Origin of the sequence: Rheinheimera oceanensis, from assembly GCF_018831085.1 — a bacterium.
Lineage (GTDB): Bacteria > Pseudomonadota > Gammaproteobacteria > Enterobacterales > Alteromonadaceae > Alishewanella > Alishewanella oceanensis.
On sequence record NZ_JAGPNM010000001.1, the window covers coordinates 634,966 to 647,436 of the forward strand.

Here is a 12,471-nt window from a genome sequence, read left to right on the forward strand (position 1 = left end):
AAACAGCAGGATTTGCAGCAGGCTAGCACTAAAACCGACCCGATAATATCGCGACAAAAGTTGTAGTTAAGGAATATAGCGCCAGAGTTAATGTATCGGCTCAGTAACAAAACCCAACTGCGTAATGCTCAACTGCTGTGCCAACGCCATTACGTTAAGCACATGCCGGTACTCCACGGCTTTATCGGCCATTAGCTGCAGCGGTGGTTGCTGGGGTAACTGCGCTATTTGTGCCAGCTTATGTTGCAGTTGCTCTGCCGTTACCGCTTCGCTATTCCACTGCACGCTGCCGTCGCGCAGTATACTGATGGCAATGCTGTCGGGCTGTGTGGTAGCGGGTGTTGCACTGGCCTGAGGCAACTCTACCAGTACAGTCTGAGTAAGCACCGGCATGGTGATCATAAAAATAATCAGCAGTACCAGCATCACATCCACCAGGGGTGTCATATTAATTTCGCTGATGATTTCATCATCCTGTGAGTCTGCGGCGAAAGCCATTTATGCACTCTCCCCGTTACTGGCCTGTTTAGTGGTTAACACACTGACACTGGCTTTAGGCGCCGCGCCGGTAAGAAAATACGCATGTAGTTGATGGGCAAAACGGTTAAGCCGGGTAATCACACCTTTATTGGCCCGTTGCAGTGCGTTGTAGCCCAGCACTGCCGGTATGGCCACCGCCAGACCAACGGCAGTCATAATTAATGCCTCACCTACCGGGCCGGCTACTTTATCAATACCGGCCTGGCCGGATACCCCTATGCTAACCAGCGCATGGTAAATGCCCCATACTGTGCCAAACAAGCCAATAAAGGGTGCGGTTGAGCCTACCGATGCCAGCACCGGCAGGCCACGCTGTAGTTGCTGGACGTTGTCGTCAATAGCATTGCGCAAACAGGCGCTTAGCCAGTCGTTTAAACTTAGCTGGCCGTGTAAATCGGCTTTGTGCAGGCTGTGATGATCAACCGCCGCCTGGCCTTCTTCGGCCAGCATACGGTATGGGCTGGCACTGTTGTGCGGTTGTAGTAACTGCAGGCCCTGGGCAAAGCTTTGCGCATGCCAGAAATCACGCGAGGCAGTATTGGCCGGGCGCAGGCGCCACAGCATCAGGCTGCGCCAGATAATCACGCTCCAACTGGCAACCGACATTAGCAGCAGCAACAACGCCACGCCTTTTATTACCCAGTCGCCCTGCGCCCAAAGCGCAGCTAAACCATAAGGGTTGTCTGTTAGTTGTGTCATCAGTTAACTCCTTCGGTTAAGGAAAATGCTACCCGCTGGCGGTAGCGGTAATCTATGGCGGTTTCGCCACGGCGCGCCGCCTGATAACGCCAGTGCTGCACGGCGCTGAGCGCAGCCTGATCTAATCTTGGGTAGCCGCTGCTTTGCAGCACGATAACATCGGCTACGGTGCCGTTAACCAGCACGGTAAGTTCCAGCACCACTGTGCCCTGCTCACGCAGTTTGCGCGATAACTGCGGGTATACCGGCGGCGCGTTGTAGTGCGCTGTAGCATTTAACACCGGTGCAGAAACCGGCACGGCTTTAGCAGCGTGGTCTTGCTTTGCGGATGGGTTAGCTGGCTCAGTAACCGGCTGTGCTATGGCTTTTATTTCGGCGGCTTTTGTTAGCGGTGCCTGTTCTGCCGCTTTAGCTGGCTTTTTATCTGCCTGAGTTTGCTTTAGCTCACGCTTAGCTGCCGGTTTAACTGCAGGCTTAATTTCTTGTTTTACTACCGGTTGCGTTTCTGCTGTAGCCACAGGCTTTTGCTCTGGTGGTGGCCCGGCAGTTTGCTGCGATGCCGGCTGTGATAGCAATACCCCGGTTAATACCGGCGGCTTTACTGTTACACTGTTTTGCTGTGCTGCCAGATACCAGGCCAGTGGTAATAAATGCGCACTAAATACGGCAACCAGCGTAAACAAAAAGCCCCCTGCTTTAACAGCAGGGGGAAGGCTTTGCGCCAGCGGTTGCATAGCGGCGGGAGAAAACATCAGAAACTATAACTAATGGCCAGTTTGGCATAACGGCCAGGTTCGCTGTAACGCTGCAGGCCGGTACCGTCAGCCAGAACACCACCTCGTGCGCCACTGCCTACCCAGTTGGTAACAAAACGCACCCTTTGCCATTGGTAGTATTCTTCGTCGAACAGGTTATAAATGCCGGCTCTCAGCTGCCAGTTTGGTGTCAGGTCCAGTGTCGCCATCAGATCAACCACGGTGTAGCTGTCGGTCAGGTAAGGCTTTGCTTCAAAAGAGCTTTCTGTTGAGTCATAGGCGTCTTTGGCTTTTTTAGCCGCACTGTGGGTTAGGTTCGCAGTAACATTCCAGTTAGCTCCGTCGTAGCGAAAGCCCAGCACTGCTGAAGCCGGGTTAATGCTGCGTAGCGGGTCACCGTTTTCTTTCTCACCCTCGTTATACGAATAAGCCAAACGTGAGCTAAAAGCGCGGCTAATGCGCCAGGCGGCTTCCAACTCCACACCTTTTACATCTGTTTCGCCAATATTATCAATGGTGTTGTACTGGTTACCCTGCGATTCTGTGCAAACACCACGGCTACAGGTTTCGTACACCACATCGGGGTTTTGTATCCGGGTAACAGTGTCAATCATATCGCTGTACTGATCTTTAAACAGCGATACGCCAAGTAACAGATTGTCGGTTTGATAACGGTAACCGGTTTCCAGATTCAGGCTACGCTCGGCCTTTAAATCCGGGTTAGCGATACTGCTCCATAAGTCGTCTACAATAACACCCGTTGCTTGTTCAGTACGGCTGATCAGCGAGGTGGGGGAATACATTTCTGCTACGGTTGGCGCCCTAAAACCACGCCCGGCCTGAACCCATACCTGATGCGCCGGGGTTATCTGGTAGGTCAGGTTAGTTTGCCAGGTAAAAGCGGTGAAATCGACGTCGCCTACGGTTTGGCTGTCATCACTAAACTGCTCATCTAACTCAGGGCTGTACTTTAGCGAATCAAAGCGGCCGCCGATACGTAAAGTCCAGCGTGGATCAAACTTGATCACATCACGGGCATACAGGCTAAGTGCGGTAACATCGGTTTTGGGCACCTGATCCGGATCAATTACCGGTGGGCTGGCCAGCTCATCTGTCTGGCCGATATAACGGCGGTCAACAGCAGAATATTCCACCTTGCGCCGCTCAGCTGAACCACCATACAGCCACTGCTGGTGCACAGTATTGCTAAACAGTTCCTTATCCAGTGCCACAGCCAGTTTCAGTTGTTGCTGCTTAAAATCACGATCTTCACTGCGCAGGCAAGGCGATACTTCACCATTTACTGCACCACTGCAGCCTGTGGTGAGCATGGTGGTTAAACCATGAGTGTAATTTGACTGATAATCCAGCGTGGCATTTACGCTGTCGGCAAAGGCCTGAGCGGCCAGCCACTCATATTGCAGGCCAAAGCGTTTGCGTTCAATTTCATCGTCACCAAAGCGGGATAAATAAGTGCTGTCCAGCCTGGATTGGTTGTCCAGCTCGCTTTTTTGTTTAAAGTATTCGCCGGTCCAGCCCAGGCGCTGGCTATCCGTTAGCTGATATTGCAATTTGGCCAGAATATTATTGCTACTGTAATCCAGCGGATCGGCAATAATGCGCCCGGCACCGCTGATATTTTCACCAGAGCGGGCAGTTTCAGTTTCACTACCATCACGGCGGGTATACACCAATAAAGATTCCAGCTTGCCGCTGCGATTAGCCACAGTGCCGCTGAATGAGGTTTCGTCATTTGAGCCGCTAAAACCGGCAGACAAGCCAATATGGCTGTCATCACCTTCTGCAGTTAAATAGTCGGCCGGATCTTTGGTAACAAACAATACCGCCCCACCTAAAGCGCCGCTGCCGGCGGCGATAGCATCAGCCCCTTTTACAATTTCAATTTGCTTTAGTGCGTCGATATCGACTCCGCCTCTGGCGGAGCGGAAAAACTCATAAGCAACAAAAGTGGGCGGGTCCAGCGTTTCACCCAGCGACAAACCATCTACAGTAATGGCTACCCTGTCGCCATCTAAACCACGGATATTAAAGCCATTACTACCAAAACGCCCCATGTCGGTAGTGGTAACACCAGGCACAAAGCGCACCGCATCAGCAATATTTTGCGCTTGTTGCTGTTGCAGCTGCTGTGCGCTGAGTTGCTCGGTTTGTTTGCTGTTAGCCTGAGTTTGTGCCGGGGCCTGTGCGGTTACCGATACGGTATCCAGCTCTGGCGCAGTGTTATCCGCCAGTGCCTGGCCGGTAAAGGCGCCCGTTACTGCCAGCGCTAATAAAGTGTACTGCATAACCATGTTACTGTTCTCCTGAATGCGGCTTAGTCTGCTTTTTTGCCGGTCTGGCTTATTTGTTTGTCCAGCCGGGCGGCAAATTCTGCAACGTATTCGTCGTAACTCAGCTGGCCATCGCCATTGGCATCGGTAGCCGCAAACTGTGCAGCACGGCCTTTGGCATATTCTTCGCGGCTGATTACGCCATCTTTGTTGCTGTCGTACATCGCCAGCATGCCTTCAACAGAATGGGTGGTTGGCATTTTTAACAGGCGCTCGCGCCGGGGCTGTTCAGTGCGCTGTGCTTGCTGTTGGCGGCTTTGCTCTGCACGCGTTTGCTCTGATCGCGTGTCTTCGCCACGCGGCTCCGGTTTAGGATCGGCAGCAGATAACACGCCGTCTTTATTGGTATCCATCCGCTCAAAAGCTAAATCGCCGGAGCGGTTAAATTCAGCGCGGCTGATATAGCCATCTTCGTCTTTATCCAGCGCATTAAAGCGCACATGAGTCTGGCGCAAGTGGCCGGCACGCTCGCTAGCCAGTTGTTTTTGCTGCGCCTCGTTTAAACGCGGCAAATCGGAGGCCATCGTATTGCTGCAGGCACTCAGGTAGGCACTGCTTAGCGCCAGAAATAAGGTGGTATATAAATGTTGTTTGTTCATCGGTAAAACTCCTGCTGTAACGGGTGGGCGCTATTGGGTAACTTCCAGCACAACACTGTAGCTGTAACTGTATTGCGGCACTTTGGCGCTGGCCGGAGCATCAGCGCGATAGCGGCTTAGCAATAAATAAGTACCGGCTTTTTCGGGTTTAAAGCTGATAATACCGGCGGCATCAGTTGTCAGTTGCTGCGTGATTTTTTCGTCATTGGCACCGGCTTCCACGAAGTACGCATTTACCGTCTGTTGTGCCAGCGGCTTGCCGTTAAACAGTACGCGGGCCCGTAGGGTGCTGTCGGTATAAAGATCATTAGGGTGGCTGAGAAACTCCAGCTCCAGTGCCTCGCCACCGGGTTTTAATGCGTTATGGCTTGGGGCGCCTTTGCTGACATAGGTTTCAGCCCGGGTTACCGCCTGAAAATGCGCAATAGATTTAGCCCCGGCCGGTAATGTGAAGTTTTCATCACGGCTGTTTTTCCGTTCACCATCTTGCTCGTAAGTATGAAATACCGCGCCGTAACGCAGGCCGGTGCTAAAGCGGTAAGTGCCGTCGTCGGTTAACCGGTGCTCTGCCGTGGTGCGGGTATGGCTGTACTGCACCAGAGCCGGTTTAACTGACGTGCCAGCCGGTGTCAGTACACTGAACTGGCTGTTATCAAAAGCTACTTCGGGAATAAAAAAACGGTCGGCGAAGGCGGCATCCAGGCTTACCCAACCACCGCGGATCGGCTCAAAACTGTTGGGCTGTAAATACGGCACATGGGCTTGTACTACAAAAGGCGCGGCAATGCTGGCAGACAATAGCCCAGCAACAAAAATAGCCCGGTTAAGTGGCAACGACATAACGGCCCCTTAATGATAATAATTCTTATTAACTTGCGAGCCGCACTTTAATCTAACTGAGAATCATTTGCAAATGATAATTGATCTTATTTGGATAACTTAACGACAATAGCAAAACAATAAACATGCGGGCAGAAAAAAGCCGGGCTATAGAACCCGGCTTGGTAAGGTGTTGTAGCAGCTTATTCGGTTTGTCCCAGCAGGTTAAGAATAAAGGCATACTCCTGCGCGTACTCGGCTAAGCGTGAAAAGCGACCAGATTTACCGCCGTGGCCGGCCTCCATGTTGGTTTTAAACAATAATGGCTGGTTGTCGGTTTTAAGCGTGCGCAATTTAGCGACCCATTTGGCCGGTTCAAAATACTGCACCTGAGAATCATGCAAGCCGGTGGTGACCAGCAGTGCCGGGTAAGCCTGCTTGCTTAGCTGATCATAGGGCGAATAAGACAGCATATAATCGTAATAAACTTTTTGCTTTGGGTTGCCCCACTCGTCAAACTCGTTGGTGGTAAGCGGAATGCTTTCATCCAGCATAGTGGTAACCACATCAACAAAAGGCACATGCGCTATCAGTGCCCGGTATTTTTCCGGCGCCATGTTTGCTACTGCGCCCATCAGCAAGCCACCGGCACTGCCGCCCATACCAAATACTTTATCTTTGGCGGCGTATTTATTGGCTACCAGATAATCGGTTACCGCGATGTAATCGGTAAAGGTATTAATTTTTTTCAGCAGTTTGCCATCTTCATACCAGTGGCGGCCCATTTCCTGGCCACCACGGATATGAGCAATAGCATAAACAAAACCCCGGTCAACCAACGAAAATACGGTAGAGCGGAATGACGGATCAGACGAGCTGCCATAAGAGCCATAAGCATATTGGTACAAGGGTGCAGTGCCGTCGGCTTTAAAGCCTTTTTTATACAATAAAGACACCGGTATTTTTACGCCATCGGCGGCGGTGGCCCATACGCGCTCAGTGGCATAGTTGTTTTTATCAAACCCACCCAGTACTTCGGTTTCTTTTAGCAGCTGTTTTTCACCGGTTTTCATATTCAGCTGATACACACTTTGCGGTGTGGTCAATGATGTATAGGTGTAGCGTAACCAGTCGGTGTTTTGCTCCGGGTTGGTTTCAAAGGTGGCAACGTAGGCCGCTTCATCTGATGCGACATAAAAGGCTTTATCGGGAGTGTTCCATGGCATTACTTTAATACGCCGCAAACCATCGCTACGCTCGCTGATAGCCAGATAATTGTCAAACGCTTCAAAGCCATCAATAAATACTTTCTCATCATGCGCGACCAGCGGTTGCCAGTTGTTGCGATCACCCAGCTTAGCGGTTTCTACTGTCATTAAGCGGAAATTAGGTGCATCCCAGTCGGTATTAATAATCCAGCGGCCATTAAGATGCTCGGCCGTATACTGAAAATCACGCTGGCGCGGAGCGATAACTTTAAACTCGCTTTGGGGCTTGCTGGCATCCTGTACCCGTATTTCGCCAGACACAGTACTGCTGGAGTAAATCATCACATACTTGTCGTCCAGCGTATTGCCCACCCCCATGTAAAAGCTGTTGTCTTTTTCTTCATATACCTGGCGGGCACTGGCAGGATCATTACCCAGCGTATGTTGCAATACCTTAGTGCTAAGCAGGGTTACCGGGTCGTTTTTAATTACGTACAGCGTTTTGTTATCCTGCGCCCAGGCCAGGCTGCCGGATAAGCCGGTAAGCTGATCAGGTAAATCCTGGCCGGTGCGTAAATCACGTACTTTAAGGGTGTATTGACGCCGGCCATTAGTGTCTTCCATGTAGGCCAGCAGGTTTTGGTCCGGGCTTACCTGCCAGTTAGCTACCTGATAAAAGTTTTTCCCCTGCGCCAGTTTGTTCACATCCAGCATAATCTGTTCGGTGCCGTCTTTTAACGACTTACGCGCAAACACCGGGTATTCCTGGCCGGTTTCAAAACGACGGTAATAGCTGTAATCACCTCTGTTGTAAGGTACTGAGCTGTCGTCCTGTTTAATACGGCCGATAATTTCATCTGTCAGTTTGCTGGTAAGCGGCTGATATTTGCTGGCATAGGCTGCAAAGTAGTCATTTTCCTGCTGCAGGTAATCCAGCACGGTTGGCGAGGTGCGGCTGTCGTCACGCAGCCAGTAAAAGGGGTCTTGCCGGTCGCCATTGGGTGATTTAACAGTATAAGGTTGTTGTACTGCTACCGGTGCGGCAGGCTGGGTAGCGTGAGTCAGGCCGCTGTTAATCAGGGCAGTAAATAATAATGAATAAAATGTGGTTTTCATGGTTTTGCTCTGTTGTACCGTTAACCGCTGAAATTAGCATGCAGCGGTAAACAACTCTATTAGCGATGGTTTAAAAAAGTGTAACCGGGTGTTACATAGTCTTCAGCTATGTAGGCTTTAGCTGTTGGCTATTCACAAACGTCTGATTTTAGGCTATTACTTGTAAGTTTTCTAATTAACAGGATCAGGTTATGGCACTAATGACAGTTGAGCAGGTTGCAAATCTGCTTGGCGTACAAACAACAAGAGTAGAGCGATTGGCACGGGAAAATTTGCTGATTGCTGCTAAGACAGACAGCGAAGGTAAGCCCTTGTTTAATGAAGAGGATGTAAAACGCTATAAAACGCTGGCTGAACGTTTAGGTGGTTTGTAACTTTAAAGCCGCTAAAGCTTGTACCTGCTGCTGCCAATAGTTTGCCTGTGTCTGGCAATCTGGCAGCGCCAGATACCACAGCCAGCAAAAACCGCTGTACAGCAGCTTAGCTGCAGGGAGCTTTTTATCTAACAATTTTTTATCTAACAATGTTGCCAGCTCACTATGTTGCCGTAAGCGGGCATAATCTGCCAGCATTTGCGCTTCGGCTGTTTTATCTAAGTTAAAATGCAAACTTATGGCGGCTAAATCCAGGCTGCTGTCGGCCTGCTGGCTGTACTCAAAATCAAGTAACCACAATGCATCAGCGGCCCAAAGCAAATTCCCCTGATGTAAATCCAGATGACATAATACTAAATCAGGCGCCAGGCTGCTAAGCAGCTGTGCGGCCTGCTTCACCTCAGCCAGCACAGCTTTGTTAATTTGGCAATCTGCTGGCAGCGCTGCCAGTAGTTGTGGTAAATAGGCTACATAATCCAGGGTGGTAGTTTGCACCTGTAACTGATGAAACTGTGCCAACACAGATAGCAAAGCGCTACCGCCATGGCGGGCATAATCGAACGGCTCGGCGCCGCGGATATATTCGCTTAACATCACCTGATAGTGGTTATTTAAACACAGAGGCGTAGCGGCCAGCCCTTTGGCAGCGGCGGCATGCTGACAACGTAGCTCCTGCTGGCGGCATACGGTAGATTCTGCCGGATAACAGCGCAACACGTATTCGCCCTGCACTGTTTTTACATAGTAACTTTGGTTACTGGCGCCATGAGACAGAGCCCGCACCTGCAACGGCGGCTGATCAACAAAAAACTCCAGCCGCTGGCATAAGCGGGTTACATGCTCAATCTCACTGCCGGTTGCTGCTGATAATGACTGCGCCAAATAAAGAACCCTGCAATAGCGATAACCGTATACAGCATAAACAAGCCGGTAAGGAAATACAGATGTTTTTGTGCATAAACGAAAATTGATACGGCGTCTATCACCACCCAATACAACCAGTTTGACACCAGTTTGCGTGCTACCAGCCAGGTTGCCATTACACTGAACACTGTGGTTTGCGCATCAATATGGGCGAAATCGGCCTGAGTATAATTTGCCATAAAGGCCCCCAGCACCACTCCGGCCGCGGCAGTAATACCAATTAACACCGCATGGCGCTGCCAGGGCCACTCATACACCGGGCCGCGCTGGTCCGCAGCACTTTGACGTAACTGCTGCCAGCGCCACCAGCCATATAACGCCATAGCAGCGTAATACAACTGTAGCAAGGCATCAGATAACAGTGCCGACTGCCACATAACATGGGTAAACAGCACGGTACTTAACAGCGCTGCCGGCCAGCACCACAGGCTTTGTTTTAATGCCAGAATCACATAAGCCAGCGCCAGCAGCGTTGCTGCCAGCTCAAGGCTGTGCATCAACTGCCACTGCGCCATAGCCTGTGTGATCAGCTCGTTCATGGCCGTAAATCACCGTGAATAAACTTAACGACAAACACCACCTTGCCGTACTGCTCAAATGACCATTTGATGCAGGCCTGCAGTGCCTGCATCACTGCATCATAATCACCAAATAACTGGGTACTCATGGTGTTGGTCAGCACGGTTATGCCCGGGTATTTATTCAGCTCGGCAATAAAACCTTTTATCGGCGTAATGTAATCGTCGGCTAACGGATACTTACTGATTTCAACAGATAATTGCATAATGCCCTCCTTAAATAATCAATCGCTTCAGAACTGGTAGCTGGCCGTTACGCCAAAGCGGCGCGGTTCAGCAAACTGCTCATAGACATGTGGCTCGTAGCCGTCACGCGGGTCGTTGCCAAAGTAGAAGCCACGTACACCAATATCCTGATCCAGCGCGTTACGGGTCCATACTGCCAGCTCCCAGTTTGTCAGCTGGTAGCTTAAACGTGCGCCTAACAGCTCGTAACGTTTTGAGCGGGCATTGTGGCCGTCAGAGTAAAAGAAGGCATCTTTGCCCTGCAGGCTGACATTAAAGGTAAGGGCTTCGGTGATATACCAGTCAGTGGCTACACTGTATTGAAAGCGCGGCGCCTGAGCCTGCTCACGGCCGCTGAAGTTTTCTTCATCCAGCGTAATATAATTACCCAGCTTGGTTTTAAGCCAGCTGGCAGATAAAAACAGCGCAAACTGCGGGTGCAGTTGCAGGCGGTTTTCCATTTCAATACCGTAGTTACGGCCGCTACCGGCATTATCAATAAAACCGGCAAATTGCGGGCCGCTGTCGGGATTAAGCCAGCCTTTTACCTGCATATCGTCACGCCACATATAAAACGCCGCAACCCTTGCGGTTATGCTTTGGTCCAGCGCACTGCCCTTTACACCAAATTCAGCGTTGTACAGTGTTTCTGGCTTAAAGCTGGCTTTGCTGTTTAGCTCGCTTAAGCTGTCATCGGCGGCTTTAGCCAGTGCGTCACCGTTTACACCGCCGGCTTTGTAGCCGCGTGACGCCAGCAGGTATATTAATGCCTGGCTATTAACCTGATAATTCAGGCTTAGATTGGCACCCCACATAGTGTCGTGGTTTTTAATATTGTTGCCGCTGATATCGCTGTAGTCATCGTCATAACGCTCCAGCCGCAGGCCCGACACCAGGCTCCAGCCACTGCTTAGCGGCGTGCTTAGCTCACCATACACAGCGGCATTGCTACGGCTGAGCTCACTGACAAAACTGTCGGCTTGCCATAAATCCCAGTTCCAGAATTGCCGGGTTAAATCGAAGTTTTTACTGGCGGCATAGAGGCCAAATACCCAGTCGCTGTTACCCAGCTTGCCCGCTGGCGTGGAGATAAACCGGTAATCCAGCGTAAGTTGATCTCGGCTGCGCAAGTAACGATCGGTAGTGGCATATTCATCGGGGTGAATACCAACATAACTCCAGTCTTCGTCAAAACCATAATCGCTGTCGGCAGTTAAATAACTCAGTTGCACCAGCACTGTAGCAAACGGCAAACCACGGTAATCTGCCTGCAGCGCTACCGCTTTGCTGCGGATCTTATCTTGCCCCGGCTCGTCTGACAGCGTGGTACGGTTGCGATCCAGCGAAAACGCATCATAGCCGTTATCCTGATCGGTAAAGTGCGTAACCAGTTGCAGTGTCAGGGCATCTGATGGCTGATAACGCAGTTTAAAACGGCCGGTAAATTCATCGATATTGTTGGTATCGTCGCGGTTTAAATAGGCATTATCGATAAAACCATCTGAGGTTTGCTGTTCCAGTGAAAAACTGTAACCCAGTTGCTGATTAATGCTGTTACTAAACTGGCCTGCCAGTTGGCGGCTGTTGTAGTTAGCCAGGGTAGCGCTTAACTTACCCTCCGGCGTCGCCGTTGGGCCTTTGGTAGTCAGGTTTAACATACCGGCCAGCGCATTGGCACCAAAGCGGCTGGCTTCAGGGCCTCGAAATACTTCCAACTGGGCTAAATCACTGATGCCACTGATCCCTAAACCCGAGTAATCAATACCGTCAATCAGTATGCCCACTGATGGGTTAATGGTGTCGACAAATTCGCTACGCTCGCCGATACCGCGCATCTGAATATAGCGGCCACGCGATGCACCTGAGGTAAAGTTAACATTGGCAAACTGGTTGAGTAAGTCATCCAGATGTTGCGCTGAGGTGCGCTTAACATCCTGCTCACTGACCAGCACGATACTACCGGCAACCTGTTGTACTGCCTGCTGGCGAAAATCACCCTGTACACGGATCCGCTCTATAGCCGTATCAACCGGCTCTGAGGCAGTTTCAGTTGCATTGATCTGAATAGCAAAACTGCTGCATACCGCAACAGTAATTAACGATGGGAAAAAACGCATTTTTGTATGAATCTCCATAACAACACAGAGATCACACCAGCTTGAGGAGTTAGCACCATCCCTCCGCCGGTATAATCCGGATCAGGTTCTAAGGGTTCGCCTTGCGGCATCTCAGCTATTGCACCCCTTGGTTGCGCGGCAAGTGTAAAGCGTTTTATTTGTACAT

Annotated in this window: 12 protein-coding genes and 1 riboswitch; of the genes, 1 reads left to right on the top strand and 11 read right to left on the bottom strand. The window is 50.7% G+C overall.

Annotation, left to right across the window (positions count from 1 at the left end; all coding sequences use genetic code 11):
* Positions 1-87 precede the first annotated feature (87 nt).
* From J3B89_RS02960 to J3B89_RS02990, 7 genes are all read right to left on the bottom strand, one after another.
* Positions 88-498, bottom strand: coding sequence for an ExbD/TolR family protein (locus J3B89_RS02960; RefSeq protein WP_215396004.1), 411 nt, complete (start codon positions 496-498; stop codon positions 88-90).
* Positions 499-1,239 (bottom strand): MotA/TolQ/ExbB proton channel family protein, encoded by a 741-nt coding sequence (locus J3B89_RS02965; protein WP_215396005.1) that lies wholly within the window; start codon positions 1,237-1,239, stop codon positions 499-501.
* Positions 1,239-1,922, bottom strand: coding sequence for an energy transducer TonB (locus J3B89_RS02970; RefSeq protein WP_215396006.1), 684 nt, complete (start codon positions 1,920-1,922; stop codon positions 1,239-1,241). Before J3B89_RS02970 ends, J3B89_RS02965 begins: the two co-directional genes overlap by 1 nt.
* Before the next feature lie 68 nt (positions 1,923-1,990).
* A complete protein-coding gene (locus J3B89_RS02975; RefSeq protein ID WP_215396007.1) occupies positions 1,991-4,306 on the bottom strand; it encodes a TonB-dependent hemoglobin/transferrin/lactoferrin family receptor in 2,316 nt (771 codons plus the stop codon).
* A gap of 23 nt (positions 4,307-4,329) precedes the next feature.
* Positions 4,330-4,944 (bottom strand): EF-hand domain-containing protein, encoded by a 615-nt coding sequence (locus J3B89_RS02980; RefSeq protein WP_215396008.1) that lies wholly within the window; start codon positions 4,942-4,944, stop codon positions 4,330-4,332.
* A 30-nt stretch (positions 4,945-4,974) separates the two neighbouring features.
* Positions 4,975-5,784 carry a DUF4198 domain-containing protein gene (locus tag J3B89_RS02985; RefSeq protein WP_215396009.1) on the bottom strand — a complete coding sequence of 270 codons (810 nt, stop codon included), beginning with the start codon at positions 5,782-5,784 and terminating at the stop codon, positions 4,975-4,977.
* Positions 5,785-5,966: 182 nt separating this feature from the next.
* Positions 5,967-8,087, bottom strand: a complete 2,121-nt coding sequence (locus J3B89_RS02990; protein WP_215396010.1) for a S9 family peptidase — start codon at positions 8,085-8,087, stop codon at positions 5,967-5,969.
* Positions 8,088-8,278: 191 nt separating this feature from the next.
* Here J3B89_RS02990 and J3B89_RS02995 point away from each other — a divergent pair, with 191 nt between their 5' ends.
* Positions 8,279-8,461 carry an excisionase family DNA-binding protein gene (locus J3B89_RS02995; RefSeq protein ID WP_215396011.1) on the top strand — a complete coding sequence of 61 codons (183 nt, stop codon included), beginning with the start codon at positions 8,279-8,281 and terminating at the stop codon, positions 8,459-8,461.
* Here the strand turns inward: J3B89_RS02995 and J3B89_RS03000 are convergent.
* Genes J3B89_RS03000 through J3B89_RS03015 form a run of 4 tightly spaced genes read right to left on the bottom strand, consistent with a single transcriptional unit; the run spans position 8,447 to position 12,323 of the window.
* Positions 8,447-9,343, bottom strand: a complete 897-nt coding sequence (locus tag J3B89_RS03000; protein WP_215396012.1) for a phosphotransferase — start codon at positions 9,341-9,343, stop codon at positions 8,447-8,449. The two genes, J3B89_RS02995 and J3B89_RS03000, sit on opposite strands and share 15 nt — an antisense overlap.
* Entirely contained in the window at positions 9,295-9,924 is a 630-nt protein-coding gene (gene pnuC, locus J3B89_RS03005; RefSeq protein WP_215396013.1) for a nicotinamide riboside transporter PnuC, read from the bottom strand. The genes J3B89_RS03000 and pnuC overlap by 49 nt, the downstream gene beginning before the upstream one ends.
* Positions 9,921-10,169: a YkoF family thiamine/hydroxymethylpyrimidine-binding protein gene (locus J3B89_RS03010; protein ID WP_215396014.1), complete on the bottom strand. Its 249-nt coding sequence runs from the start codon at positions 10,167-10,169 to the stop codon at positions 9,921-9,923. Before J3B89_RS03010 ends, pnuC begins: the two co-directional genes overlap by 4 nt.
* A 27-nt stretch (positions 10,170-10,196) precedes the next feature.
* Positions 10,197-12,323 carry a TonB-dependent receptor gene (locus tag J3B89_RS03015; protein WP_251372181.1) on the bottom strand — a complete coding sequence of 709 codons (2,127 nt, stop codon included), beginning with the start codon at positions 12,321-12,323 and terminating at the stop codon, positions 10,197-10,199.
* Positions 12,324-12,346: 23 nt separating this feature from the next.
* Positions 12,347-12,443, bottom strand: a riboswitch (TPP riboswitch).
* Positions 12,444-12,471 lie beyond the last annotated feature (28 nt).

Bases quoted from the DNA above. Each gene is read 5' to 3' on its own strand.
- J3B89_RS02960 (WP_215396004.1), bottom strand. From the start codon at position 498: ATGGCTTTCGCCGCAGACTCACAGGATGATGAAATCATCAGCGAAATT.
- J3B89_RS02995 (WP_215396011.1), top strand. From the start codon at position 8,279: ATGGCACTAATGACAGTTGAGCAGGTTGCAAATCTGCTTGGCGTACAA.
- J3B89_RS02975 (WP_215396007.1), bottom strand. From the start codon at position 4,306: ATGGTTATGCAGTACACTTTATTAGCGCTGGCAGTAACGGGCGCCTTT.
- J3B89_RS02980 (WP_215396008.1), bottom strand. From the start codon at position 4,944: ATGAACAAACAACATTTATATACCACCTTATTTCTGGCGCTAAGCAGT.
- J3B89_RS02990 (WP_215396010.1), bottom strand. From the start codon at position 8,087: ATGAAAACCACATTTTATTCATTATTATTTACTGCCCTGATTAACAGC.
- J3B89_RS03010 (WP_215396014.1), bottom strand. From the start codon at position 10,169: ATGCAATTATCTGTTGAAATCAGTAAGTATCCGTTAGCCGACGATTAC.
- pnuC (WP_215396013.1), bottom strand. From the start codon at position 9,924: ATGAACGAGCTGATCACACAGGCTATGGCGCAGTGGCAGTTGATGCAC.
- J3B89_RS02985 (WP_215396009.1), bottom strand. From the start codon at position 5,784: ATGTCGTTGCCACTTAACCGGGCTATTTTTGTTGCTGGGCTATTGTCT.
- J3B89_RS02965 (WP_215396005.1), bottom strand. From the start codon at position 1,239: ATGACACAACTAACAGACAACCCTTATGGTTTAGCTGCGCTTTGGGCG.
- J3B89_RS03015 (WP_251372181.1), bottom strand. From the start codon at position 12,323: ATGGAGATTCATACAAAAATGCGTTTTTTCCCATCGTTAATTACTGTT.